This is a genomic window from Streptomyces sp. NPDC032126, assembly GCF_055580085.1.
On record NZ_JBVIMA010000004.1, the window covers coordinates 660,293 to 686,336 of the forward strand.

Genomic DNA, 26,044 nt, shown 5'->3' on the forward strand with positions numbered 1-26,044 from the left:
GTCACTCCGGCGCCGTCGCCTTCAGCGCCAGCCACAGCTCCATCCGCACGTCCGGGTCGTCCAGCGAGCGGCCCAGGATCTCCTCCACGCGGCGCATCCGGTAGCGCAGGGTGTGGCGGTGGACGCCCAGGTCCGCGGCCGCGGCGTCCCACTGGCCGTGCCGCGACAGCCAGGCCCGCAGCGACGCCACGAGATCCCCGCGGCCCGTCGCGTCGTGCTCGTGCAGGGCGCGCAGCAGCCCGTCCGCGAACGCCTTCACCGCGTCGTCCGCCAGCAGGGGCAGCACCGAGCCCGCCGCCAGCTGCTCGTGCTCCACACACACCCGGCCCCGCCGCCGGGCCACCGACAGCGCCTGATCGGCCTGCTTGTACGCGGTCGCCGCCGCGATCGGACCGGCCGGCGCCGACAGCCCCACGATCAGTTCGGCGTCCTCGGCCGCCTCCCGCACGGCGCCCGACGCCCGCGCGGCCTCCAGCGCCGCGGCGTATTCGGCGCACGCGGCCACCGCCGCGCCCTCGTCCGCCGCGAGCACGACCAGCCGCTCGCCCTCCGGCACGACCAGCACCGCCTCGCCGGAACGCGCGGCGGCCGACTCGACCACCTCCACCACGGCGTCCAGCACGGCACCCGGGGACCGGCTCTCGTGCGGTTCCGCCGGGGCCGTACGCGGGTGGGTCCCGCCGCCCGGCGCCGACCCGGCCCGCGCCGGGCCCGACTCCGCGACGATGATCCGGAACGGGGCGTCCAGCAGCTCGCCGTACAGATCCCCGGCCACCGCCCGCGCGTGGTCCGGCTCGCCCGCCAGCAGCATGCGCAGCACCGCCGTGCCCACCCGCTGCTCGGCCGCGTGCAGCGAGCGGGAGCGTTCCGTCGTCAGGGTCAGCAGGGCGATCGCCGAGTGGACCGCGTACCGCTCGGCCGTGCCGAGGGCGGCCGCCGTGCCCACGGCCAGCGCGGCGCGCGGACGACGGCCCGTGCCCAGCGAATGCAGCTCCACCCGGTCGTCGTGCTCGGCGTCCGCCGCGCCGCCGACCACCGCCGACGCGGGCGCCGGCCGTTCCCGCAGCCGCTCCACCTCGGCCGTCAGCCGCGCCGCCCGCCGGCCCGCCCACTCCGGTGCCGTGGCGACGACGGCGCCCGAGGCGTCGTAGAGCGCCGCCCAGCCGTCGACCTGCGCGGCGAGCGCGGCGAGCAGCCCCTCCGGGCCGGACGTCAGCGCCTGCCGGGTCAGCTCGCGCTGGGCCGCGAACCCGGCCGTGACCGCGCGGTACTGGTCGGCGGCGATCGCCGCGGAGACGGCCTTGCTGATCGCCAGGAACGGCGTGCGGCGCGGCACCTCCAGCAGCGGCAGTCCCTCCTGCTCGGCCGCGTCGACCAGCGCGCCGGGGATCTCGTCGTAGTTCACGCCCACGGCGAAGCCGAGCCCGACCACCCCGGCGCCGACCAGGCGGCGGACATAGCGCCGCATCGCCTCGGGGTCCTCCGCGTCCAGCTTCAGCGCGGTGATCAGCAGCAGCTCCCCGCCCTCCATGTACGGCACGGGGTCGGCCAGCTCGCTGACGTGCGCCCAGCGCACGGGCACGTCGAGGCGGTCCTCGCCCGCGCGCACGGTCAGCTTGAGCGCGGAATGGTGGACGAGCGAGGCGAGGGTGGGCGGCATGGGGCCTTCAGGTCGGGGACTCGAACACGAGGGGTGATCATTTGGCCGTCGCGTATGAACGGCCTATGGCGATTCTGCCTCACTGTAGAGGTCCCCTGTGCCCGTTCAGCCCCGCAGATCCACCAGCAGCGGCGGAGCGTGCTCGCCCTCGACGCTCGTCAGCGACAGCACCGCGTGCCCCGGCGGCACCTCGTGCGCCAGCTGGGACGCCGACCAGCGCTCCCGCTCCACCTCCCGCACCGTCACCGCGTCCGTCGTCACCGCCTTGCCGGTCACCAGCTTGCGCAGCGCGTGGATGGCCCGGGTCATCGGCTGGTCCGCGAAGACGGTGTGCTTGGCGACCTCCGTCGTCTCCACCCACTCCGTGCCCCACGCCTGCGCGAACCGGCTGCCGTCCCAGGTGGTGACCCCCGAGAACGCCATCCGGCAGCCGACCGCCCCGTACAGCGGCCCGTGCAGTGCCTCCGGGACGTCGCCCACGGTGCGCAGGGCGAGCAGCACACCCGCGTTCAGCGAGCGCAGCCGCTGGATGCCGCGCACCGAACCGGCGGTGACCGCGCCGGTCGCGTCGTCGAGGACCAGACACGCGAAATGGTCACGCCGGCCCTCCCGCACGACGGCGTGGAACTGCGCGAGGACGAGCCGGGTGATCAGCCGGCCGGCCTCCTCGTGGCCCCGCTCGGGCAGGTCGACGCGGACGCGCAGCGGATGGTCGGCGATCGCCCGCAGCGAGAAGGGGCGGGCAGTGCCGCCACCGCCGAAGAAGTCCGCGAACACCGGGCGGTTCAGCAGCGCCAGCCGGTCGGCCAGCGCGCGGCCCGCGTCGCCCGGGGCGCCGGTCTGGCGGATCCGCGCGTCGAGTTCGCGGCGCATCACGTCGTCGCCGCGCACGGCGAGCGCGTCGCGCAGCGCGTCCAGCGCCGACCGCTCGCCCTCCAGCAGTTCGCGCAGCTCCGGCAGGGTCGGGAAGCGGCCGTGCACCGCGCGGTGGGGGCCGAGCAGCTGGGCCAGCGCGGTCGCCGCGCTCTGCCCGCCGACCGTGTCGAGGTCGCCGACCAGCGCCTCGGCGAGGATCGCGGCGGCCTCGTCGGGGTCGTCGGACTCGGCGTACGGGTCGAGGTCGTGGACGGAGGCGGGGTCGCCGATGCGGACGATCACGTCGAAGGCGTCGTCGGAGCCGAGGGGAGTGCCGGGGGCGGAGACGGCGACGACCGCGCAGCCGCCGGTGAGCGCCTGGAGCGCGAGTGCCTCCGTCACCGGCTCGACGAGGGTGCGGGTCTTGCCGGAGCCGGAGGGGCCGACGGCGAGCAGCGAGGTGCCGAGCACGTCCGGGCCGAGGGCCGCGCCGGCGTCGTGATACGCCGGCGGAGTCCGCTCGGCGGCCACGAACCGTCCGATCCGCACCTGTCCGACGAGGAGATCGTGCCGTGCGGTGCGGCGGGGGAGGTCACGCTGGCCGGAGGGGTGCGTCCAGGCGGCGCCGCCCTGCCGCAGCACGGCGTCCCGGAAGGCGGCGAGCCCGCCCGCGCGCCGCGCGACCCCGAAGGCCCGCTCGACCCGAGCACAGTCCACATCATTCATCCGCCCACCCCGCACCTCCCCACCAAGCACCTCGGCCGCCTCGGGGAGACCTGCTTCGTGGAGGGCGGGCCATTGGGAGCGGGGGCGGGCGGGAGCGGCGGCCGGGGCGGGGCCGGCCCTGCGGGCGGCGAGGAGATCCTTCCCGTACGGCAACCAGCCGCCGAGGCGGGCGAACGGCCAGACCACGAGCAGGGTGACGACGGCGTACAGCGAGTCGGTGAAGACCACGGAGGCGAACAGGTCGTAGCTGCCGGTGATCAGGACGATCAGGGAGAACAGCGGGTCGACCACGGGCAGCGCGTTCCAGCCGACGCCGGGGAAGGCGTCCGGGAAGAGGAAGCTCAGCGTGATCAGGGCGCCCAGGGCGGCGAGTAGCGCGCGGGCGGGTTGCGGCCGGCGGCCGACGAGGTGGCGCAGGGTGGCCGGCCAGCTGCCGAGGCGGCCCATCGTGTAGATCAGGAGGCCGAAGAAGACCCCGTCGTAGACCACCCGGGCCTCGGCGCCCTCATTGGTCCGGGGGGAGGCGATGGTGCCGCCCCACCACCAGTCGTCGGGGGTGAACAGGCGCAGCACCGAGAACTGGTAGGGGAGGGTGCCGCGCCGCCACAGCGACCAGAGCACCAGCGCGGCCGCCAGCGGGACCAGGATGCCGACGAGGGTGACCGGGGCCAGCCGCTCCGCGGTCCGCGCGGGCTGCGCCGGCCGATGGCCGAACCTCCAGATGCCGGGGCGGGCGGACGGGCGGGGAGTGTTCAGCCAGTCGGCGGCCGTGGCGCCGGGCGCCCGGGCCGGACGCGGGGGTACGGCGGGCATCTCGGGCGGACCCGCAGGTCGGGGCACCGGGCGGTCGCTGGTGCCGCGGGTGTCCTGTGTGCCGTCCCTGTCCATCCGGTGTTGCCCCCTGGCCAGCCGTTCCGTACGCCAACAGCGGTCAATCTAACGCCCCCGCAAGGGGAGTTCACCGGTACGCGGCCGGGGACGCGCCAGACGGGGTGCGGGGCGCTATGTCCATCGCGGACAACCGGGGCCCACGAAAACGCCCACATGGAGCATGCCGACCCCTCCACCCCCGGCCTAGCCTGCGAGAAAAGAGGAAAGTGTCCGTCACACCAAGAGTCCGCACCACCCCCAGGAGCCCCTCATGACCGCCCTTCCGCAGGAGCGCCGCGTCGTCACCGCCATTCCCGGTCCGAAGTCCCAGGAGCTGCAGGCCCGCCGCGTCGCCACGGTCGCGCAGGGCGTGGGCTCGGTGCTGCCGGTGTTCACCGCGCGCGCGGGCGGCGGCATCATCGAGGACGTCGACGGCAACCGCCTCATCGACTTCGGTTCCGGTATCGCGGTGACCAGCGTCGGCGCCTCCGCCGAGGCCGTCGTACGCCGCGCGAGCGCCCAGCTCGCGGACTTCACCCACACCTGTTTCATGGTCACCCCGTACGAGGGCTACGTGGAGGTCGCGGAGGCGCTGGCCGAGCTGACCCCGGGCGACCACGCCAAGAAGTCGGCCCTGTTCAACTCCGGCGCCGAGGCCGTCGAGAACGCCGTCAAGATCGCGCGTGCGTACACCAAGCGGCAGGCCGTGGTCGTGTTCGACCACGGGTACCACGGCCGCACCAACCTGACGATGGCGCTCACCGCGAAGAACATGCCGTACAAGCACGGCTTCGGCCCGTTCGCGCCCGAGGTCTACCGCGTGCCGGTCGCCTACGGCTACCGCTGGCCCACCGGCCCGGAGAACGCCGGCCCCGAGGCCGCCGCGCAGGCCATCGACCAGATCACCAAGCAGGTCGGCCCGGACAACGTCGCCGCGATCATCATCGAGCCCGTGCTGGGCGAGGGCGGCTTCATCGAGCCCGCGAAGGGCTTCCTGCCGGCCATCCGCCAGTTCGCCGCCGACAACGGCATCGTCTTCGTCGCCGACGAGATCCAGAGCGGCTTCTGCCGGACCGGTCAGTGGTTCGCGTGCGAGGACGAGGGCATCGTCCCGGACCTGATCACCACCGCCAAGGGCATCGCCGGTGGTCTGCCGCTCGCCGCCGTCACCGGCCGCGCCGAGATCATGGACGCCGCGCACGCCGGTGGCCTGGGCGGCACGTACGGCGGCAACCCGGTCGCCTGCGCCGGCGCGCTCGGCTCCATCGAGACGATGAAGGAGCTCGACCTCAACGCCAGGGCGAAGAACATCGAGGCGATCATGAAGGCCCGCCTCGGCGCCATGGCCGAGAAGTTCGATGTCATCGGTGACGTGCGGGGGCGCGGCGCCATGATCGCCATCGAGCTGGTCAAGGACCGGGCGACCAAGGAGCCCGCCCCGGAGGCCACCGCCGCGCTCGCCAAGGCCTGCCACCAGGAGGGCCTGCTGGTCCTGACCTGTGGCACCTACGGCAATGTGCTGCGCTTCCTGCCCCCGCTGGTGATCGGCGACGACCTCCTGAACGAGGGTCTGGACATCATCGAGCAGGCCTTCGCGCGCATCTGAGCGACCACCCCGCCCACCTGGCACGCGGTGACAGCCGACCGTGTGAAGAACGTGTGCGAGGTGGATGGCGGGACGGAATGGGCCCTGTCTTCCGGCGGGGCCCTGCCGTAGGTTCGACGCAGATGAGAGATACACCCGCCCACAGGTGACTGCGGGCGACACAGGCCGAGGCCTCCCCAGCTTCGACCTGGTCGTGCCCTCGCGCACACCGGAACCGCAAGGCTCCGGAATCTCCTCACCGATCGGACGGTCGCCCGCCCCAAACCCCCCGGGGCGGCCGGCGTTCCGATCCGGACGGCCACCTCGGAACCACCCCCCCCTGTTCCGAGGTGGCCGACCTCCTTCCGCCTGACACGCACCCTGATGGAGCCCGGCACAGTCCGGGCTCTTTCTCATGCCCCGCCCTCACCTGACAGGCTGGTCGGCATGCTGCTGCTCGGCCTGTCCGGCCTCCTCTTCGCGCTGTTCACCTGGCAGGTCGCCGTCGACGGCCCCCTGCTGCGCCTCGACGAGCGCCTCAGCCGGGCCCTCATCCACCCCGACCGGGCCTCCGAGCTGCTCTCCGACCTCGGGAACGTCCAGGTCGCCCTGCCCGTCCTGGTGTTCGTCGCCGGTTACGCCGCCTGGCGGGGCCGCACCGCCGGGCTCGCGCGCTGGTGGCTCCCACCGGTCGCCGCCCTGACGCTCATGGCGCTGGTGCCGCTGATCGTCGTCCCCGTGAAGGAGTGGACCGACCGGCCCGGGACGCCGGCCGTGCCGCCCGCCGTCGGCTACTTCCCGTCCGGCCACACGACCACCGCCGGCATCGCCTACGGGGCAGGCGCGCTGATCCTCCTGCCCTGGCTGGCCGGCGCGCTCGCCCGTCGACTGGCCGTCGTCACCGCCGCTGTCCTCGTGCTCGGCGTGTCGTACGGGCTCGTGCGGCGCGGCTACCACTGGCCGCTGGACGTGGTGGCCGGCTGGTGTCTGTGCGCGACGCTGCTCGGGGCGCTCCGGGAGGTCCTACGCCGGGCGATGTCCAAAGCGGAGTACCCCCGCCGCCCACTGCTACGTCCCGGACAAACACCGAGCGGTCCTCGCGCACCTACCGTTGACCCGGAACATCACCCCTAACGCGGAAGGGCCGGGACATGACTTCCACCCACGCCTTCTGGCTCGCCGGCCGCCAGGTCACCGGCGAGGACACCTTCGACGTCACCTCCCCGTGGGACGGCCGTCTCGTCGGCACGGTGAGCGTGCCCACCGACGCGCAGGTCGAGGAGGCCGTGGCCGCCGCGTACGCCGTGCGCGAGGAGTTCGCCGCCACCCCGGCCCACGTCCGCGCCGCCGCGCTCGACCACGTCAGCAAGCGGCTCGCCGAGCGCACCGAGGAGATCGCGCGGCTGATCTCCGCCGAGAACGGCAAGCCCGTCAAGTGGGCCCGTGGCGAGGTCGGCCGGGCGGTCTCCGTCTTCCGGTTCGCCGCCGAGGAGGCCCGCCGGTTCAACGGCGGCGAGGCCCAGCGGCTCGACACCGACGCCGGCGGCGTGGGCCGGCTCGGCCTCACCCGCCGCTTCCCTAAGGGCGTCGTGCTCGGCATCGCGCCGTTCAACTTCCCGCTGAACCTGTGCGCCCACAAGGTCGCCCCGGCCATCGCCGTCGGCGCGCCGATCATCCTCAAGCCGGCCCCGGCCACGCCGCTGTCCGGTCTGATCCTCGGCGAGCTGCTCGCCGAGACCGAGCTGCCCGCCGGCTCCTGGAGCGTCCTGCCGGTCGCCAACGACCGCATGCCCGCCCTGGTCCAGGACGAGCGCCTGCCGGTCATCTCCTTCACCGGCTCCGACAAGGTCGGCTACGCGATCATGGACGCGGTGCCGCGTAAGCACCTCACCCTGGAGCTGGGCGGCAACGCCGCCGCGGTCGTCCTCGGCGACTGGGCGAGCGACGCCGACCTCGACTGGGCGGCGACCCGCATCGCGACCTTCTCCAACTACCAGGGCGGCCAGTCCTGCATCTCGGTGCAGCGCGTGATCGCCGACGCGTCCGTCTACGACCGGCTGCTGCCGCGTGTCGTGGCCGCCGTCGAGGCCCAGGTCACCGGTGACCCGTCCGACGACGCGACCGACGTCGGCCCGCTGGTCAGCGAGGACGCCGCCCGGCGCGTCGAGTCCTGGGTCGACGAGGCCGTGACCGCGGGCGCCCGGCTGCTCGCCGGCGGCAAGCGCGACGGCGCCTCCTACGCGCCGACGGTCCTCACCGACGTACCGGCCGATGTGACGCTGTCCTGCGAGGAGGTCTTCGGACCCGTCCTCACCGTGCAGAAGGTGGACGGCGAGGCCGCGGCGTTCGCCGCCGTCAACGACTCCAAGTACGGCCTCCAGGCGGGCGTGTTCACCCACGACGTCCAGGCCGCCTTCCGCGCCCACCGCGCGCTGGAGGTCGGCGGTGTCGTCATCGGCGACGTGCCGTCCTACCGCGCCGACCAGATGCCGTACGGCGGTGCCAAGCAGTCCGGTGTGGGCCGCGAGGGCGTGAAGTACGCGATGGACGACTACACCTACGAGCGGGTGCTGGTCCTCACGGGTCTCGCGCTCTGAGTCCCAGCCGCTGACGGACGACGGCCGGAGCCCGCTGTGCGGGGGCTCCGGCCGTCGTCGTTCCTGATCGAGGGGGCCCGGCCACCATGCCCTCCGATGCCGGGCCCCCTCACAGCGTCGGCCTGTCCGGACCCTCAACCGGAGAAGCCGACGTGCGCGAGCCGCAGGGGGCCGCGCAGTCCGAGGTGCACGTCGTGCACGCCGTCGGCGGTCAGCGCCGTCCCGACGGTGGTGTAGTCGTAGGGCCCGGCCGTGCGCGCGGCGAGCGTGACCGAGCGGCCGTCCACGCGGACCTCCACCGTGCCCTCGCCCGCCACCTCCACGCGGACGCCCGAGATCCCGGCGCCGAAGTCGCACGCGCGGTAGACCAGATCGGCCCCGCCCGGGCCCGCCGTCGTGATCGCGTCGCCCGAGACCTTGGTGCGGTCGACGATCCGCGCGCCGCTCTGTTCGTCGAAGTCCGCGGCGGGCAGGCCCCGTTCGCGCACCGGGCGCGGGGCCGCCGGCTCGCCGTCGAGCGTGACCGTCGTCCGCAGCCGCACGTCCTCGCTGGAGGCACCCACGAGCAGTTCGTACGGCCCCGGCTCCAGGCGCCACCCGTCCCGGGCCACGTCCCAGAACGCGAAGGCGCTCAGCGGCACCTCGAACGCCACCTCGGTCCGCTCCCCGGGGGCCAGCGTCAGGCGCCGGTGGGCGAGCAGCTCGCGGCGCGGACGGGGGACCGAGGGGTCCACCGCGCGGGTGTAGAGCTGGGCCACCTCGTCCGCCGTCACGTCACCGGAGTTGGTGACGGTGAAGGACACCGTGGCCGTGTCCGGTCCGGTCCGTACGGCCAGGTCGGCGTAGGTGAAGGAGGCGTAGGACAGTCCGTGCCCGAAGGGGTACAGCGGGGTGCCCTCGAAGTAGAGGTAGGTCTGGCGGGCGCCGATCACGTCGTAGTCGAGCAGATCGGGCAGGTCGGCGTCGTCGGCGTACCAGGTCTGCGGCAGCCGGCCCGCGGGGGAGACGTCACCGGCCAGCACCCGGGCGAGCGCGGCGCCCGCCGCCTGGCCGCCGTGCGCGGTCCACAGGGCGGCCGACAGCCGGCCCGGCTCGAAGGCGTACGGATACGCGGAGACCAGCACCAGCACCGTGTGCGGGTTCGCCGCCCCGGCCGCCGCCAGCAGCCGCTCCTGGTGGGCGGGCAGCCGCAGGGTCGTACGATCCTCGGTCTCGCGCCCGTTGATGTGCGGGTCGTTGCCCGCGATCACCAGGACCACGTCGGCCGCGGCGGCGGCCCGGGCGACGGCGTCCTCGCCGCGCTCGACGACGACCACTTCGAAGATCTCCGCAGGTTCCTCGTTCTCGGCGGCAACCTTCACGCCGTCCGCGCCGACTGACACGGGGCGACCCGTTCCCCTGTGCCGGAGGAGGTGACCGTTCGCGTGGGGTTCGAGGCGAAACGTCTCCTGCACGAACCAGCCGCCCGGCTGGTCGGCGGAGGCGCGCAGGAAGCCGTCCTCGGCGACCGAGAGATAGCGGCCGTCGGGGGCGCGCAGGGTGAGGACGTCCTCGCCCCAGTCGACGAGCGCGAACTCGGTGCCCTCGGGGTGCGTGGTCAGCGGGGGCAGATCGGTGCGGCCGGTGAGCAGCGCCGGGTCCAGGGCGCCCTCGGCGCCGCGCACCTCGTCGGGGGCGTCGGCCTCGGGGACGTGCAGATACGTTCCCGAGGAGGTCTTCAGCCGGACCCGGTCCACCCCCTCCGCGAACTCCACGCGCTCGGCGCCGAACCGCTCGTACAGGCCCTCCAGCGGTGTCGAGCGATGGATGAGCGTGCCGCTGTACCAGTCGAGCTTGCTCTCGTCGGCGAGCAGGCCGACCACCGCGATCCGGGCGTCGGGGGCGAGCGGCAGCACACCGTCGTTGCGCAGCAGGACGACCGCCTGCTCGGCCGCCTCCCGGGCGAGCTCGCGGTGGGCCGGGGTGTCGAACTCCCCGGTGCCGGCGTGCGGGTCGTAGCGCGGGTCGAACTCGCCGAGGCGGAAACGCACCGAGAGCTGGCGGCGTACGGCCGTGTCGATGTCCGACTCGGTGAGCAGGCCCTGCTCCAGGGCCCCGCGCACCCGGGCGGTGATCTTCGAGCCGTCCTCGCCGTGGTCGGTGAAGCTGTCGACGCCGGCGACGAGCGCGGCCGCCGTCGCCTCCTCGTGGGTGTCGAAGTAGTGCTCGGAGTCGACCAGGTTGGAGGGCGCCCCCGCGTCCGAGCAGACCATCAGCTCCTCGTCGGTCCAATTCCGCAGGTGCTCGCGCAGATACGGGGAGACGTGATTGGGGCGGCCGTTGACCAGGTTGTACGCCGGCATGACCCCGGCCACCGCCCCCGCCTCGACCGTCTCGCGGAAGGCGCGCAGGTCGTACTCGTGCAGGACGCGGGGGCGGACGGAGGAGGACGTCGTGTCGCGGTTCGTCTCGTTGTTGTGCGCCAGCCAGTGCTTGAGGACCGGCCCCGTGCGCCAGTACGTCGGGTGCTCGCCCCGCAGGCCGTCCGTGTACGCGGTGGCGATGGCCGAGGTGAGCTTCGGGTCCTCCGAGTAGCCCTCCTCGTTGCGGCCCCAGAGCGGGTGGCGCAGGAGGTTGACGGTCGGGGACCAGACGTTGAGCCCCACGCGGTCGTCACGGGAGCGCATCGCGCGGATCTCCTTGGAGACGGCCTCGCCGACCCGTCGTACGAGGTCCGGGTTCCAGGTCGCGCCGAGACCGACCGCCTGCGGGAAGACCGTGGCCGGGCCCATCCAGGCCACGCCGTGCAGCGCCTCCTGGCCGGTGCGGAACGCGGGGATGTCCAGCCGCTCGACGGCGGGGACGAACTGGTGCAGGAATCCGATCTTCTCATCGAGGGTGAGCCGCGACAGAAGGTCGTCGATGCGCTTCGCGAAGGGCAGGTGCGGATCGCGAAAAGGCGGCGTCTGCGGCGTGTGTGCGGTCACGTTTGGATCCCCTTGCGTGGATCGGTCGGGCTCTTTCGAAGCGCTTCGATGCTCATTCGACTCGGGGGTGAGTGTCAAGAGATCGACACCCTTACTTCAAGCAGTGCATAAGAAAAGAGGGCAACGCACGGCTCGGAGGAATCTTGGAAGCGACCCTTGTGCGCCCCTGGGTGTTCACTTAACCTCACAGCAACATCGAAGCGCTTCGACTCGAATCTCGTTCATTCGTCGAAGGAACGCTTCAGCTCAGCCGAGTTCCACTTTCGACACCGCAGCCGACGGCCTCCGCCGGGTGTCCAGGTGCGCCACGAAGGGTTGACGCGATGACGCTGAACGCCGCCTCCAACTCCTCCGGACCGAGCCGGAGAAGCTTTCTCGCCTCCACCGCGGTCGCCACCGCAGCGGTGGCGGGAGGGATGCCACTGCTGTCCGCCTGCGGTGGTTCGGGCGGCGGGTCACGCGAGGGGACCACGTCGGGCAAGAACGCCACGAAGATCCTCCCGGCGTACGTGGCCAGCAACGTGGTGCAGCCGGACATCCCGTCCAAGAACGGCTCGGCGATGGGCTTCACGTCCAAGCTCGACATCGCCGGCCTCAAGACCTCGGTCCCCAAGAAGCTCGGCAAGGGCGGCAAGGTCACCATCATGTCGCCGTTCTGGGGCTCGCCGCCCAAGGACAACAACCCCTACTACACGGCGATGAACGACCTGATCGGCGTCGACGTCCAGTGGCGCAACCAGGACGGCAACACCTACGACCAGAAACTCGGCGCGGTCCTCGCCTCCAGCGACGTCCCGGACATGGTGGTCGTGCCCAGTTGGAACATGATGGGCAAGATACCGAACGCCATCATCAGCAAGTTCGCCGATCTCGGCCCCTACCTGTCCGGGGACAAGATCAAGGAGTACCCCAACCTCGCGGCGATCCCCAGCGACGCCTGGCAACGCTCCATCTTCGGCGGCAAGTTGATGGGCCTGCCGATGCCCGCCGGATACGTCGGCAACATCGTGCCGATCTACCGCCAGGACATCTTCGAGAAGGAGGGCTACGAAGTCCCGCGGTCCTCCGACGAGTTCATGGCCTGGTGCAAGGACGCCACCAACGCCCGGGCCAAGCGGTGGGCCTGCGGCGACATGAAGTGGACCGCGTTCGCGAACTTCGGGGTGCTCGGGGGCGGTGAGAAGCCGCTGTGGTGGAACCTCGTCGACGGCAAGCTGATCAACCGCATCGAGACCCCGCAGTACCTGGAAGCCATCGAGTGGACGCGGAAGCTGTTCGCCGCCAAGGTCGTCCACCCCAACTTCTACCTGGGCAAGGGCCAGATCGGCGACACGGCCCCCATGTTCGCCGCCGGTGAGTTCCTGGTCTACCCCGACGACATCTCCAACTGGTGGGGGCGGCAGTCCTCGTTCTCGACCCAGGACCCCGACGTCAAGATCTGGGGCATGGACATCTGGGGCCACGACGGCGGGCACCCGACGCTGTACGCCACGAACCCGGCCAACATCTTCTCCTTCGTCAACAAGAAGGCCTCCGAGTCCGTCATCCGCGACGCGCTGGCGGTCGCCAACGTCACCGCGGCGCCGTACGGCACCAAGGAGTGGATGATGACCCAGTACGGCGTCGAGGGCGTCCACTACACGCTCAAGGACGGCGTGCCGGTCAAGAACGACAAGGGCAACAACGAAGTCGTCAACGCCTACGTCATGGTCGCGAGCCCCGCCGCGACCATCGCCCACCCCGACCTCCCGGACTACACCCGGGCCATGGTCGAGTGGCAGCAGCGGATGGGCGCCTTCACCAAGAAGTCCTCGTTCTGGGGCCTCCAGATCACCGAGCCCTCCCGCTACACCAACCTCGCCACGAACTTCGAGCAGCTCGAGGACGACATCATCCGCGGGCACAAGAAGATCAGCGACATGCAGCAGGCCATATCCGACTGGAAGAGCAAGGGCGGCGACAAGCTGCGCGACTGGTACAAGAAGCTGCTCGACGACAACGGTTCCGCGGCGGGCTGACCCCACTCTGAGGCAAGGAGAACAACCGTGTCCCACAGCACGGTGCCTCGGAGCAGCGCCGAGGCCGGCACACCGGTGAAGACCGCGGGGGCGTCCGGCGACGCCGCCCGCCCCCGGGAGAAACGAGTCACGGGCGGACTGAGCCTGCGGCACAGGTTCCGGCGCGACCGCGTCCTGATCCTCATGACGCTGCCGGCCGTCGTGCTCCTCCTGATCTTCAACTACCTGCCCATCCTCGGCAACGTCGTCGCCTTCCAGGACTACGACCCCTACATCAGCGACAACGGCATCGTCTCCATCCTGCACAGCCCCTTCGTGGGCATGGAGAACTTCCAGCGGATGTTCGAGGACTCCGCCTTCTGGAACGCCGTCGAGAACACCCTGGTGCTGTTCTTCGTGCAGCTCCTGCTGTTCTTCCCGATCCCGATCCTGCTCGCGCTGCTCATCAACAGCGTGGTCAGGCCCCGGGTGCGGGCCGTCGCGCAGGCCGTCCTGTACCTGCCGCACTTCTTCTCCTGGGTGCTGGTCATCGCCGTCTTCCAGCAGATGTTCGGCGGCGCGGGCATGCTCTCCCAGCTGCTGCGGCAGCACGGTCACGACGGCCTGAACATCATGACCAACCCGGACACCTTCCCCTTCCTGCTCACCGCGCAGAGCGTGTGGAAGGACGCCGGGTGGGGGATCATCGTCTTCCTCGCCGCGCTCGCCTCGGTCAGCCCGGACCTGTACGAGGCCGCCGCGATGGACGGCGCCGGACGCTGGCGCCGCATGTGGCACATCACCCTGCCCGCCCTGCGGCCGGTGATCGCCCTGCTGCTGGTGCTGCGCGTCGGCGACGCCCTGACCGTCGGCTTCGAGCAGATCCTGCTGCAACGCGACGGCGTCGGACCGGGCGCCGGAGAAGTCCTCGACACCTTCGTGTGGTGGAACGGCGTCCGCAACCAGGACTTCGGCTACGCGGCCGCCGCGGGTCTGATCAAGGGCGTGGTCAGCATCGGCCTGGTCCTCGCCGCGAACAAGGTGGCCCATCTCATGGGCGAGCAGGGGGTGTACCAGAAATGACCGCCGTCATCGACAAACCGGCCGCCACATCGCGCCGTTGGGCCGCCCCGCCCCGGCCCACCTGGGAGGAGGAGCCCTCCAAGGCCGGCCTCGCGGCCAAGGGCATCGCCCTGTCGTTCGCCTGCCTGGCGGTCCTCTTCCCGCTGTGGATCGTGGTCGTCACCAGCCTCTCCTCCCGCAAGACCATCAACGAGGCCGGCGGCCTGGTGCTGGTGCCCAAGGGCATCACCTTCATCGCCTACCAGGAACTGCTCAGCGGCGGCCAGGTCACCCGCGCCACCCTGGTCAGCCTCTTCGTCACCCTGTTCGGCACGCTGTTCTCGATGACGGTGTCCGTCCTGGCCGCCTACGGCCTGTCCCGCAGCGGGACCCTCGGCCACCGCTGGATCCTGATGACGCTGCTGGCGACCATGTTCTTCAGCGCCGGCCTCATTCCCACGTATCTGCTGGTGCAGTCCCTCGGCCTGACCGACAGCTATCTCGCGCTGGTCCTCCCGAGCGCGATCAGCGTCTTCAACATCCTGGTGCTGCGCGGCTTCTTCATGGGGATCTCGCAGGAACTCATCGACAGCGCGCGCATCGACGGTGCGGGGGATTTCAGGATCCTGCTGCGGATCGTCATGCCGCTGTCGCGGGCGGTCCTCGCGGTGATCACGCTGTTCTACGCCGTGGGGTACTGGAGCGCCTGGTTCAACGCGTCGCTGTATCTGAACCAGCAGGACATGATGCCGCTCCAGAACGTCATGATCCAGCTGGTGCAGCGGCAGGAGGCGCCGGTGGGTCTGAGCCAGGCGATCAGGACCGGGCAGCTGTCGGGGCTGGCCATTCAGATGGCGGTCATGGTGATGGCGTTGCTGCCGGTGGCGGTGTTGTCGCCGTTCGTGCAGCGGCATTTCAAGAAGGGGATGTTGACCGGCGCGGTTAAGGGGTGAGCCGCTGCGCCTCGGCGGTGGGGGTGCGTGGATCGGTTGGCGGCTGCGGGTTTCGTCGTGGCTGGTCGCGCAGTTCCCCGCGCCCCTTTCAACCCCGTTGAGGTGCGGGGAATCGTGCCGCTGGGGCGGCACGGGTGGGCGCAGCGGTACCCCGGGGCGCCGGGCTGCGCAACCGCCCCCGGCCCGCAGCAGCGCACCCGCGCCTCGACGGCATCGCTCACTCACGAATCCGAGGTACCCCCCATGCTCTCCCGCCGCACCGCCCTCGCCGACGCCACCCGCGGCCGCATCCTCTTCGGGGGCGACTACAACCCCGAGCAGTGGCCCGAGGAGACCTGGTACGAGGACGTCCGGCTGATGCGGGACGCCGGGGTCAACTCCGTCACCCTCGGCGTCTTCTCCTGGGCGAAGCTCGAACCCCGGCCCGGGGAGCGGGACTTCGGCTGGCTGGACCGGCTGATGGACCTGCTGCACGGGAACGGGATCGGCGTCGTCCTCGCCACCCCCACCGCCTCGCCCCCGCCCTGGATGGGCCGGCTGCACCCGGACACCCTGCCCGTCACGGAGGACGGCCGCACCGAGTGGTGGGGCGGCCGCCAGCACTTCTCGCACTCCAGCGCCACCTACCGCCGCTACGCCGCCGCCATCACCGAGGACCTGGCCGCCCGCTACGGCACCCACCCGGCCCTCACGATGTGGCACATCAACAACGAGTACTGCACCGCCGACCACGGCGACGAGGCGGCCGCCGCCTTCCGCCGCTGGCTGCGCGAGCGCTACGGCACCCTCGACGCCCTCAACACGGCCTGGGGCACCGCCTTCTGGAGCCAGGGCTACGACAGCTGGGACGGCGTGCTGCCCCCGCGCACCCCCCACTACCTGAAGAACCCCGCGCAGGTGCTGGACTTCCGCCGCTTCACCTCCGACATGCTCCTGGAGTGCTTCACCGCCGAGCGCGACATCGTCCGCCGGCACTCCCCGCACCTCCCGGTCACCACCAACTTCATGTCGCTGTGGAGCGGCCAGGACGGCTGGCGCTGGGCCGAGGAGGAGGACGCCGTCTCCGTCGACATCTATCCCGACCCGCGCGAGCCGCTCGGCCCCGACGGCGCCCATCACGGCGCCCTCGTACAGGACCTGACCCGCTCCCAGGCACGCGGTCCCTGGATGCTCATGGAACAGGCCGCGGGACCGGTGAACTGGCGCGGGGTCAACCACCCCAAGCCGCCCGGCCTCAACCGCCTGTGGTCCTTCCAGGCCGTGGCGCGCGGCGCCGACGCCGTCTGCTACTTCCAGTGGCGCCAGTCCCGCCAGGGCGCGGAGAGGTTCCACTCCGGCATGCTCTCCCACGCGGGGGAGCGGGGCCGTACCTTCCAGGAGGTCAAGCGGATCGGCGCCGAACTCGCCGCCGTCGCACCAGAGGTGACGGAACGTCATGTCAAGGCAGACATCGCCGTCCTCCTCGACTGGCACTCCTGGTGGGCGGGCGACCAGGAGGCCCGCCCCTCCGCGCGGGTCGCCCTCCCCGACCTCCTCCACGCCTGGCACCGCGCCCTGTGGGAGGGCGGGTACACCACCGACTTCGCCCACCCCGGGCACGACCTCACCGGCTACCGGCTGGTCGTCGTCCCGCAGCTGTACGCCCTCACCGACGCGGCGATCGACCACCTCGTCGCGTATGTGCGCGAGGGCGGCACGCTCGTCTGCGGGTTCTTCACCGGCGTCGCCGACCACGACGGCCGGATCCGCCCCGGCGGCATGGACGGGCGGCTGCGTGAGCTGTTCGGCATCCGCACCCTGCACGAGTGGTGGCCGCTGGAGGAGGGGGAGGCCGCCGCGTGCGACGGCTTCGACGGCACCCTGTGGGCCGAGGAGATCGAGGCCGACCCGGACGGCGTGGACGAGACGATCCCGTACCGGGGCGGGGACCTCGACGGCCTGCCCGCCGTGCTGCGCCGGGGCCGCGCCTGGTACGTCTCCACCCTCCCCGAGCCCGCCGCCCTGCGGGCCCTGCTCTCCCGGATCGCCGCCGACGCCGGGGTCCGCCCGGTCCTCGACGGCCTGCCCGCCGGTGTCGAGGCCGTGCGCCGCGGCGAGCTGCTGTTCCTGCTCCACCACGGGCGCGAGCCGGTCACGGTCGACGTCCCGGGCATCCACCGCGACCTGCTGACCGGGGACACCGTCACGGACCGGCTCACCCTGGGCCGCCACGGCGTGGCGGTGCTGCGGCCATGAGGAGCACCGCGCCCGTCCACGGCACCTGGGAGCCCGAGCCGGCCGCCCGCTGGGAGGACGGTTTCCTGAGCGGCAACGGCCACCATGGCGCTGTGGTGACCGGTGACCCGAACACCGACCGTGTCGTCGTCACCCATCACACCCTCGTGCGCCCCAACGGCGCCGAGCACGCCCGGGCGCCCCGGCTCGCCGCCGAACTCCCCGCGCTCCAGGACCGGCTGCTGGCCGGCGATCTGACCGCCGCCGAGCGCTTCACCGACGGCCGCCCCCTGCAGTGGGTGCAGCCCTTCCACCCCGCCTTCCGGACCGAGCTCGTACGGCCCCCCGACGGCGGACGGGCGGCCTACCGGCGCTCCGTCGACTTCACCACCGGAGTCACCGAGGCGACCTGCGGGGACTGGCGCAGCCGGGTCTTCGTCTCCCGCGCCGACGACGTGATCGTCCAGCACGTCACCGCTCCCGGCCCCGCCCTCGACCTCTGCCTCGACCACCGCCTCCCCGGCGCTCCCCCCGCGCTGGGCGTCGGCCACGGAGCCGTCCTCACCCCCGAGGGCGCCCGGCTCACCCTGCGCGCCCGCTACCCGGACAGCGACCTCGCCTACACCGGCGTCACCCTGGTCGCCGTCACCGGCGGCACCACCCGACTGGGCGCTCAGGGCGTGCGGATCGAGAACGCCGAGGCGGTCCTCCTGCTCACCCGGGTCCGCCGCCACACCGGCGAACTCGACGTCACGGCGGAGGGACGGGCCCTGCGCGCCCTGCTCGCCTCCGGCTCCTTCGACGACCTCCTCGACCGCCACCTGGTGCTGCATCGCACGGCCTACGAGCGCGTCACCCTCGACCTGCGCGCCGACGCCGAGGAACGCGCCCTGCCCGGCTCGGAGCTGCTGAAGCACCCGGGCAGCCCGGCCCTCCTGGAACGCCTCTTCGCCGCCGGCCGCTACCACCTGCTGTCCGCCGGCGGCCTCTTCCCGCCCCGCCTCACCGGCCTGTGGACCGGCGACTGGGACACGGCCTGGTCGGGGGCGTTCACCCACGACGCCAACCTCAACCTCCAGACCGCCTCCGCCGCGGCCGCCGCCCTCCCCGAAGTCACCGCCGCCCACGCCACCCTGATAGAGCGTCAGCTCGCCGACTGGCGGGACAACGCCCGCGCGGTCTTCGGCACCCGGGGCGCCGTCGCCCCCGCCCACAGCGACGGCGAGTCCGGACACGCGTACCACTTCAGCCGCGCATACCCCCTCCACCTGTGGACCGCGGGCGCCGACTGGCTGCTCAAGCCCCTCGTCGACCACGACGAGACCCAGGGCACCCGCGACCCGCGGACCGCCGCAACGCTCGCCGAGGTCGCCCGCTTCTACGAGGACTTCCTCACCCGCACCGACCCCGACGGCCGGCTCGTGATCGTCCCCTCCTACTCGCCCGAGAACCGGCCCGCGAACGGCAGCTGGGGAGCGCTCAACGCGGCCATGGACCTCTCGGCCGCCCGGCACGCCCTGCGCACCGCCGCCGACTACCACCCCGGCACCCCGGAGGCCGACCGATGGCGCGCCCTCGCCGATCGGCTGCCCCCGCACCGGATCAACGCCGACGGCGCGCTCGCCGAATGGGCCTGGCCCGGCCTCGACGACTCCTACGACCACCGCCACCTCAGCCACCTCTACGGCGTGTGGCCGCTCGACGAGATCAACCCCTACGACACCCCCGGCCTGGCCGCGGCCGCCCACCGCGCCCTCTGCCTGCGCGGTGCCGAGAACGACTCCGCGCACGGCCATCTCCACCACGCCCTGATCGCGGCGCGGCTGCGCGACGGCCGGCGCGTCGGCCAGGCCCTCGCCCGCGTCCTGGAGGGCGACTTCTTCCACGCGTCCCTGATGAGCGCCCACTACCCCCACCGCGACGTCTACAACGCGGACGCCGCCCACACCCTGCCCGCCGTGCTGATCGAGGCACTCGTGCAGTCCACGCCCGACCGGCTCGTCCTGCTGCCCGCACCGCCCGCCGCACTCGCCGCGGGCCGGCTCACCGGCGTCCGCACCCGCTTCGGCGCCGAACTCGACCTGGCCTGGGACCCGGACGGCGCCCGGGCCGTCCTGCGCCCCCACCGCACCCACCGGGTCGAACTCCGGACTTCCTCCGGCGCACAGCCGCTCGACCTCGTCGCCGGAGAAGACCACGTCCTCACGCTGGGGACGTGGTGACTCCCCGCACCATCCCCCCACCCATGGAAGGGACACCATGGCACCTCGAACGCTCGGCAGGGTGATGAAGGCCCTGCTCGCCCCCGCCCTGGCCCTCGGCGCCACCGTCGGTCTCGCCTCGGCGCCCGCCTCCGCCGCCGTCTGGAGCTCCTGCGACCAGTGGGGCTCCACCTCGCTGAACGGCTACACCCTCTACAACAACATCTGGGGCTCCGGCGCCGGCAGCCAGTGCATCTGGGCCAACTCCGGCACCAGCTGGGGCGTCTGGGCCAACCACCCCAACACCGGCGGCATCAAGTCCTACCCGGACGCCAAGAAGGTGGTCAACAGGTCGATCACCTCGCTCGGCTCGCTCACCAGCAACTACAACGTCACGGTCCCGTCCTCCGGCGCGTACAACACCTCGTACGACATCTGGGACACCGACTACGACTACGAGATCATGCTCTGGGTCAACAAGACCGGACCGGTCGGCCCCCTCGGCACCTCGCAGGGCACTGTGACGCTGGGCGGCCACACCTGGACCGTCTACAAGGGCACCAACGGGGCGAACCAGGTCTTCTCCTTCGTGCGCACCTCGAACTCGTCGTCCGGCACCGTCGACATCCTGCCGATCCTGAAGTGGATCAAGGACACCAAGGGCTGGTTCGGCAACGAGACCATCGGTGACGTCCAGTTCGGCTTCGAGATCACCTCGTCCTCGGGCGGCCTGAACTTCCAGGCCAACAACCTCACCGTCAGCAGCAGTTGAGCCACCGGGCCGGTCCCCGCCCCGCCGGGGGCCGGCCCGCCTCGCTCACTCGGCGATCGGCAGCCTCGCCCCGTCCCGCAGGAACAGCGGGAGGCGGTCCAGCGGGGCGTCCACGGTCACGGCCGCGCCGCCCTCGTACACCGCGCCGGTCCACGCGTCCGTCCAGCACGCGCCCGCCGGGAGATACGCCGTACGGGTCGTGGCGCCGGCCGTGAGCACCGGGGCGACCATCAGGTCCCCGCCGAACAGATACGCGTCGTCGACCGACCAGGCCGCGGGGTCGTCCGGGAACTCCAGGAACAGCGGCCGCATCACCGGCAGGCCCTCCTCGTGCGCCTCCCGCATGACCTGGAGGACATACGGCTTCAGGCGCTCGCGCAGCCGCAGGTACTTCTCCAGGACGGCGCCGGCCCGCTCGCCGTACGACCACACCTCGTTGGGGCCGCCCGTCATGTCCGGGCCCAGCGGCATGCCCGGGTCGCGGAAGCCGTGCAGACGCATCAGCGGCGACAGCGCGCCGAACTGGAACCAGCGCACCATGACCTCCCGGTACGCCTCGTCGTCCGGATCGCCGCCGTGGAAGCCGCCGATGTCCGTGTTCCACCACGGGATCCCCGACAGCGCCGTGTTCAGCCCGGCCGCGATCTGGCGGCGCAGGGTCGCGAAGTCGGTGCCGATGTCACCCGACCACAGGGCGGCGCCGTAGCGCTGACTGCCCGCCCACGCCGAGCGGTTGAGCGTGACGATCTCGTCGTCGGCGAGACCGCAGGCGCGCAGGCCCTCGTAGAAGGTGCGGGCGTTCTCGGCCGGGTACAGGTTGCCGACCTCCAGGCCCGGCCCCGCCCAGTAGCGCAGGTTCTCCTGGAAGCCCGGCTTCAGCTCCGGCTCGCAGGCGTCCAGCCAGAAGGCGGTGATGCCGTACGGCGTCAGGTAGTTGTCGCGCACGCGCTCCCACACGAAGGCACGGGCTTCCGGGTTCGTCGCGTCGTAGAAGGCCACCTGGACCGTCGAGGCGACCTCCTTGTCGGGCCAGTCGGCGTGCGCCATCGGGCCGTACTGGGTGCCGATGAAGTAGCCGCGCTGCTCCATCACCGGGTGGTTCTCCGACAGCGGGGACACCGACGGCCAGACGGAGACGACGAGTTTGATCCCGAGCTCCTCCAGCTCGCGCACGAGCGCCGCCGGGTCGGGCCACTCCTTCGGGTCGAACTTCCACTCGCCCAGATGCGTCCAGTGGAAGAAGTCGCAGACGATCGCGTCGATGGGCAGGCCCCGGCGCTTGTACTCCCGGGCCACGGCGAGGAGTTCGTCCTGGGTGCGGTAGCGCAGCTTGCACTGCCAGAAGCCCGCCGCCCACTCCGGCAGCATGGGGGAGCGGCCCGTCACCGCGCTGTAGCGGCGCTGTGCCTCGGCGGGGGCGCCCGCGGTGATCCAGTAGTCGATCTGCCGGGCGGAGTCGGCCACCCAGCGGGTGCCGTTGTGCGCCAGCTCCACCCGCCCGATCGCCGGGTTGTTCCACAGCAGGGTGTAGCCGCGGCTGGAGGTGAGCACCGGGATCGTGACCTCGGCGTTGCGCTGCACCAGGTCCAGGACCAGGCCCTTCTGGTCCAGCCGCCCGTGCTGGTGCTGGCCCAGGCCGTACAGCTTCTCGTCGTCGTAGGCGGCGAAGCGCTGCTCCAGGCGGTGGTGGCCGTTGCCGACGGCCGTGTAGAGGCGCGAGCCCGGCCACCAGAAGTGGGCGCGCTGCTCGGCGAGCAGTTCCTCGCCGGTCGCGGTGTCCAGGAAGCGGATCAGGCCCTCGGCGTCCACCTCGGCGGTGATCCCGCCGACGGTCAGCCGCCCCCGCCCGTCCTCGATCTTGACCGTGGACGGCGTCGCGGGGGCGCCGTCGAGCAGCGCGCCCGGAGTGGTGTCCAGGACCGGGCCGCCGAGCCGCGCCCGCACCCGGACCGCGTCCGGCCCCCATGGCTCGATACGGAGGATCTCCTGGCGGCCGCTCCACTCCAGCGCGCCGTCGCGCTCGCGGAACGTGCCGACGGTCGGGGAGGACTGCGCGAGGCTGACCGCGCCATGACCGGTCCGGTTTTCGGCAGGCTGATTCACGAAGGGTGCTCCCGAAAGACATGAGGTGCCCGAAGGGCGGGGGAAAAGCGGGTCAGGAGGGGCCCGAGGGCGCCGGGCCCGAGCTCGTGCGGACCGTCAGTTCGGGGGAGATGAGGACGACCTCGTCGGATCCGCGCCCGTCGAGCTTGGCCATCAGCCGCTCCACGGCGTGCCGGCCCATCTCCTGGGCCGGGATGGCGACCGAGGTCAGCCGCACCGACGCCTGGACGGCGACCTGGTCGGGGCAGATCGCGACCACCGACATGTCCTCGGGCACCGCCCGGCCCTGCTGGCGCAGCAGGGCGAGCAGCGGCTCCACCGCCGCCTCGTTCTGCACGACGAAGCCCGTGGTGCCCGGGCGTTCGTCGAGGACGCGGGCGAGTGTCAGGGCCATCGCGTCGTACCCGCCCTCGCAGGGCCGGTGCAGCAGCCGCAGCCCCAGCTCCCGGGCCCGCGCCCGCAGTCCGTCGAGGGTGCGCTCGGCGAATCCGGTGTGCCGCTCGTAGACCGCGGGGGCCTCGCCGATGACGGCGATGTCGCGGTGGCCGAGGGTCGCCAGATGCTCCACGCACAGCGCGCCGGTCGCGCTCCAGTCCAGGTCGACGCAGGTCAGCCCGGAGGTGTCGGCGGGCAGACCGATCAGCACCGAGGGCTGGTCCGTCCGCCGCAGCAACGGCAGCCGTTCGTCGTCGAGTTCGACGTCCATCAGGATCATGGCGTCGGCGAGTCCGCTGCCGGTGACCCGGCGCACGGCGTCGGGCCCCTCCTCGCCGGTCAGCAGCAGCACGTCGTACCCGTGTGTCCGGGCCGTCGTGGCGACCGCGATGGCGATCTCCATCATCACCGGTACGTACATGTCGGTGCGCAGCGGGATCATCAGCGCGATGATGTTCGACCTGCTGCTGGCCAGCGCGCGGGCGCCGGCGTTCGGGTGGTATCCCAGCTCCCGGATACTCTGCTCGACCCGCTGCCGGGTGGTGGCGGAGATGGACCGCTTGCCGCTGAGGACATAGCTCACCGTGCTCGCCGAGACTCCGGCGTGCTGGGCGACCTCGGCGAGGGTGACCATCCAGAGCTCTCCAAGCTTTGTGAAGCGCTTCGACAGAGCGCCGTACGAACGGGGGCGAGGTGTGGGGGTGGTTCGACAGTAGCCTCGGCACGGGTCGGTGTCCATAGGTTGTCGAAGCGCTTCGACAGCTTTCTTCCCCGAGGCCCTTCCCCCGAGGCCGGGCCCTCACCCGGCCCTCACCCGAACGGTCCCCTCGGAAGGAGCCCCGCGCAACACCGCCGGACACCCGGCCCCTCCCGGCGCGGATCGGCTGAACGGATGCGCGAGGGGTGGTGGGTCCGCCCGGATTCGGGTACCAACGATCCAGTAGCACCGGTCGGTAACCCTTGATCCCTCTTCGCGGTGAGGTGAGACTCATGTCCGCCCCCAGTACCCCTCCGACGCGCCCTGCCGTCACCGAACGTGAGGCCCGGCAGGTCGCCGAGGCGGCCCGGGAACAGGAATGGCGCAAGCCCAGCTTCGCCAAGGAACTGTTCCTCGGCCGCTTCCGGCTGGACCTCATCCACCCCCACCCCCTCCCCGCCGACGAGCATGTGCAGCGCGGCGAGGAGTTCCTCGCCAAACTGCGCGACTTCTGCGAGACGAAGATCGACCCGGCCGTCATCGAGCGGGACGCCCGCATCCCGGACGAGGTGATCGACGGGCTCAAGGAACTCGGCGCCCTCGGCATGAAGATCGACCCCAAGTACGGCGGGCTCGGCCTCACCCAGGTGTACTACAACAAGGCCCTCGCCCTCGTCGGCTCGGCCAGCCCCGCGATCGGCGTGCTGCTCTCCGCGCATCAGTCGATCGGCGTACCGCAGCCGCTGAAACTGTTCGGCACCCCCGAGCAGAAGGAGCGCTTCCTGCCGCGCTGCGCCCGCACCGACATCAGCGCCTTCCTGCTCACCGAGCCCGACGTCGGCTCCGACCCCGCCCGCCTGGCCACCACCGCGGTCCCCGACGGCGACGACTACGTCCTCGACGGGGTGAAGCTCTGGACCACCAACGGCGTCGTCGCCGACCTCCTCGTCGTCATGGCCCGCGTCCCCCGGTCCGAGGGCCACAAGGGCGGCATCACCGCCTTCGTCGTGGAGACCAACTCGCCCGGCGTCACCGTCGAGAACCGCAACGCCTTCATGGGCCTCAGGGGCATCGAGAACGGCGTCACCCGCTTCCACCAGGTCCGCGTCCCCGCCGCCAACCGCGTCGGCCCCGAGGGCGCCGGCCTGAAGATCGCCCTCACCACGCTGAACACCGGTCGGCTCTCGCTCCCGGCGTCCTGTGTGGCCGCCGGCAAGTGGTGCCTGAAGATCGCCCGCGAGTGGTCGGCGGCCCGTGAGCAGTGGGGCAAGCCGATCGCACGGCACGAGGCCGTCGGAGCCAAGATCTCCTTCATCGCGGCCACCACCTTCGCCCTGGAGGCGGTGACCGACCTCGCCTCCCAGATGGCCGACGAGGACCGCAACGACATCCGCATCGAGGGCGCGCTCGCCAAGCTGTACGCCTCCGAGATGGCCTGGCTGATGGCCGACGAACTCGTCCAGATCCGCGGCGGCCGCGGCTTCGAGACCGCCGAGTCGCTGCGGGCGCGCGGGGAACGCGCCATCCCGGCCGAACAGGTCCTGCGCGACCTGCGCATCAACCGCATCTTCGAGGGCTCCACGGAGATCATGCACCTGCTGATCGCCCGTGAGGCCGTGGACGCCCACCTGTCGGTGGCGGGCGACCTGATCGACCCGGAGAAGTCCCTCCAGCAGAAGGCGAAGGCGGGCGCGAACGCGGGCGTCTTCTACGCCAAGTGGCTGCCGAAGCTGGTCGCCGGGCCCGGTCAACTCCCCTCCTCGTACAGCGAGTTCAAGCACGGCGTCGACCTCGCCCCGCACCTTCGCTACGTCGAACGGCACGCCCGCAAGCTCGCCCGCTCCACCTTCTACGCGATGTCCCGCTGGCAGGGCCGGATGGAGACCAAGCAGGGCTTCCTCGGCCGGATCGTCGACATCGGCGCCGAACTCTTCGCGATGAGCGCCGTCTGCGTCCGCGCCGAACTGCTCCGCTCGCGCGGCGACCACGGCCGCGAGGCGTACCAGCTGGCCGACGCCTTCTGCCACCAGTCCCGGCTGCGCGTCGAGGAACTCTTCGCCCGCCTGTGGACCAACACCGACACCCTCGACGGCAAGGTCGTCAAGGGCGTCATGGCGGGCACGTACACATGGCTGGAGGACGGCATCGTCGACCTCTCCGGCGAGGGCGCCTGGATCGCCGACGCCACCCCCGGCCCCAGCGAGAAGGAGAACCTGCACCGCCCGATCCGGTGACACCGTCCCGGCGGGGTGTCCCCCGCCCGATCCGGTGACACTGTCCCGGCGGGGTGTCCCCCACCCGTGAGGGGGACACCCTGTCCGTCCGCCCGGGACGTGCGGCCACAATGGGGG

At 72.1% G+C, this 26,044-nt stretch carries 15 protein-coding genes; 10 read left to right on the forward strand and 5 right to left on the reverse strand.

Features of this window, described 5'->3' with window-relative positions:
* Nucleotide 1: 1 nt before the first annotated feature.
* Both ACZ5NW_RS19365 and ACZ5NW_RS19370 read right to left on the reverse strand, forming a co-directional pair.
* A complete protein-coding gene (locus ACZ5NW_RS19365; RefSeq protein WP_468745037.1) occupies nt 2–1,660 on the reverse strand; it encodes a PucR family transcriptional regulator in 1,659 nt (552 codons plus the stop codon).
* A gap of 105 nt (nt 1,661–1,765) precedes the next feature.
* Nucleotides 1,766–4,129, reverse strand: a complete 2,364-nt coding sequence (locus ACZ5NW_RS19370; protein ID WP_468745038.1) for a type IV secretory system conjugative DNA transfer family protein — start codon at nt 4,127–4,129, stop codon at nt 1,766–1,768.
* Between the two features lie 253 nt (nt 4,130–4,382).
* On the opposite strand from ACZ5NW_RS19370, the gene gabT reads away from it, so the two are divergent.
* The 3 genes from gabT (at nt 4,383) to ACZ5NW_RS19385 (ending at nt 8,293) form a co-directional block, all read left to right on the forward strand.
* Nucleotides 4,383–5,717: a 4-aminobutyrate--2-oxoglutarate transaminase gene (gabT, locus tag ACZ5NW_RS19375; protein WP_468745039.1), complete on the forward strand. Its 1,335-nt coding sequence runs from the start codon at nt 4,383–4,385 to the stop codon at nt 5,715–5,717.
* A gap of 426 nt (nt 5,718–6,143) precedes the next feature.
* Nucleotides 6,144–6,830, forward strand: a complete 687-nt coding sequence (locus ACZ5NW_RS19380) for a phosphatase PAP2 family protein (RefSeq protein ID WP_468745040.1) — start codon at nt 6,144–6,146, stop codon at nt 6,828–6,830.
* Between the two features lie 17 nt (nt 6,831–6,847).
* The gene (locus ACZ5NW_RS19385) at nt 6,848–8,293 is read left to right on the forward strand and encodes an aldehyde dehydrogenase family protein (RefSeq protein WP_468745041.1); all 1,446 of its coding nucleotides are present in this window, start codon (nt 6,848–6,850) and stop codon (nt 8,291–8,293) included.
* Between the two features lie 134 nt (nt 8,294–8,427).
* Here the strand turns inward: ACZ5NW_RS19385 and ACZ5NW_RS19390 are convergent, their stop codons facing one another.
* Complete coding sequence (locus tag ACZ5NW_RS19390) at nt 8,428–11,259, reverse strand: glycoside hydrolase family 3 C-terminal domain-containing protein (RefSeq protein ID WP_468745042.1); 2,832 nt, start codon at nt 11,257–11,259, stop codon at nt 8,428–8,430.
* A 323-nt stretch (nt 11,260–11,582) separates the two neighbouring features.
* Here ACZ5NW_RS19390 and ACZ5NW_RS19395 point away from each other — a divergent pair, with 323 nt between their 5' ends.
* The 6 genes from ACZ5NW_RS19395 (at nt 11,583) to ACZ5NW_RS19420 (ending at nt 20,458) form a co-directional block, all read left to right on the forward strand.
* The gene (locus ACZ5NW_RS19395; RefSeq protein WP_468745043.1) at nt 11,583–13,277 is read left to right on the forward strand and encodes an extracellular solute-binding protein; all 1,695 of its coding nucleotides are present in this window, start codon (nt 11,583–11,585) and stop codon (nt 13,275–13,277) included.
* Nucleotides 13,278–13,304: 27 nt separating this feature from the next.
* A complete protein-coding gene (locus ACZ5NW_RS19400) occupies nt 13,305–14,339 on the forward strand; it encodes an ABC transporter permease (protein ID WP_468745044.1) in 1,035 nt (344 codons plus the stop codon).
* Nucleotides 14,336–15,271 (forward strand): carbohydrate ABC transporter permease, encoded by a 936-nt coding sequence (locus ACZ5NW_RS19405; RefSeq protein WP_468745045.1) that lies wholly within the window; start codon nt 14,336–14,338, stop codon nt 15,269–15,271. The genes ACZ5NW_RS19400 and ACZ5NW_RS19405 overlap by 4 nt, the downstream gene beginning before the upstream one ends.
* A 243-nt stretch (nt 15,272–15,514) precedes the next feature.
* Nucleotides 15,515–17,506, forward strand: a complete 1,992-nt coding sequence (locus ACZ5NW_RS19410) for a beta-galactosidase (protein WP_468745046.1) — start codon at nt 15,515–15,517, stop codon at nt 17,504–17,506.
* On the forward strand, nt 17,503–19,707 hold the full coding sequence (locus ACZ5NW_RS19415; RefSeq protein WP_468745047.1) for a glycosyl hydrolase family 95 catalytic domain-containing protein: 2,205 nt from the start codon (nt 17,503–17,505) through the stop codon (nt 19,705–19,707). The genes ACZ5NW_RS19410 and ACZ5NW_RS19415 overlap by 4 nt, the downstream gene beginning before the upstream one ends.
* A 37-nt stretch (nt 19,708–19,744) precedes the next feature.
* Complete coding sequence (locus ACZ5NW_RS19420) at nt 19,745–20,458, forward strand: glycoside hydrolase family 12 protein (protein WP_468745048.1); 714 nt, start codon at nt 19,745–19,747, stop codon at nt 20,456–20,458.
* 45 nt (nt 20,459–20,503) lie between these two features.
* Here the strand turns inward: ACZ5NW_RS19420 and ACZ5NW_RS19425 are convergent, their stop codons facing one another.
* Complete coding sequence (locus tag ACZ5NW_RS19425; protein ID WP_468745049.1) at nt 20,504–22,561, reverse strand: glycoside hydrolase family 31 protein; 2,058 nt, start codon at nt 22,559–22,561, stop codon at nt 20,504–20,506.
* A gap of 52 nt (nt 22,562–22,613) precedes the next feature.
* Nucleotides 22,614–23,630, reverse strand: a complete 1,017-nt coding sequence (locus tag ACZ5NW_RS19430) for a LacI family DNA-binding transcriptional regulator (protein ID WP_468745050.1) — start codon at nt 23,628–23,630, stop codon at nt 22,614–22,616.
* 356 nt (nt 23,631–23,986) lie between these two features.
* Here ACZ5NW_RS19430 and ACZ5NW_RS19435 point away from each other — a divergent pair, with 356 nt between their 5' ends.
* Nucleotides 23,987–25,927, forward strand: coding sequence for an acyl-CoA dehydrogenase family protein (locus ACZ5NW_RS19435; protein WP_468745051.1), 1,941 nt, complete (start codon nt 23,987–23,989; stop codon nt 25,925–25,927).
* Nucleotides 25,928–26,044: the final 117 nt, after the last annotated feature.

Bases quoted from the DNA above. Each gene is read 5' to 3' on its own strand.
- ACZ5NW_RS19365 (WP_468745037.1), bottom strand. From the start codon at position 1,660: ATGCCGCCCACCCTCGCCTCGCTCGTCCACCATTCCGCGCTCAAGCTG.
- ACZ5NW_RS19370 (WP_468745038.1), bottom strand. From the start codon at position 4,129: ATGGACAGGGACGGCACACAGGACACCCGCGGCACCAGCGACCGCCCG.
- gabT (WP_468745039.1), top strand. From the start codon at position 4,383: ATGACCGCCCTTCCGCAGGAGCGCCGCGTCGTCACCGCCATTCCCGGT.
- ACZ5NW_RS19380 (WP_468745040.1), top strand. From the start codon at position 6,144: ATGCTGCTGCTCGGCCTGTCCGGCCTCCTCTTCGCGCTGTTCACCTGG.
- ACZ5NW_RS19385 (WP_468745041.1), top strand. From the start codon at position 6,848: ATGACTTCCACCCACGCCTTCTGGCTCGCCGGCCGCCAGGTCACCGGC.
- ACZ5NW_RS19395 (WP_468745043.1), top strand. From the start codon at position 11,583: ATGACGCTGAACGCCGCCTCCAACTCCTCCGGACCGAGCCGGAGAAGC.
- ACZ5NW_RS19405 (WP_468745045.1), top strand. From the start codon at position 14,336: ATGACCGCCGTCATCGACAAACCGGCCGCCACATCGCGCCGTTGGGCC.
- ACZ5NW_RS19410 (WP_468745046.1), top strand. From the start codon at position 15,515: ATGCTCTCCCGCCGCACCGCCCTCGCCGACGCCACCCGCGGCCGCATC.
- ACZ5NW_RS19415 (WP_468745047.1), top strand. From the start codon at position 17,503: ATGAGGAGCACCGCGCCCGTCCACGGCACCTGGGAGCCCGAGCCGGCC.
- ACZ5NW_RS19420 (WP_468745048.1), top strand. From the start codon at position 19,745: ATGGCACCTCGAACGCTCGGCAGGGTGATGAAGGCCCTGCTCGCCCCC.
- ACZ5NW_RS19430 (WP_468745050.1), bottom strand. From the start codon at position 23,630: ATGGTCACCCTCGCCGAGGTCGCCCAGCACGCCGGAGTCTCGGCGAGC.
- ACZ5NW_RS19435 (WP_468745051.1), top strand. From the start codon at position 23,987: ATGTCCGCCCCCAGTACCCCTCCGACGCGCCCTGCCGTCACCGAACGT.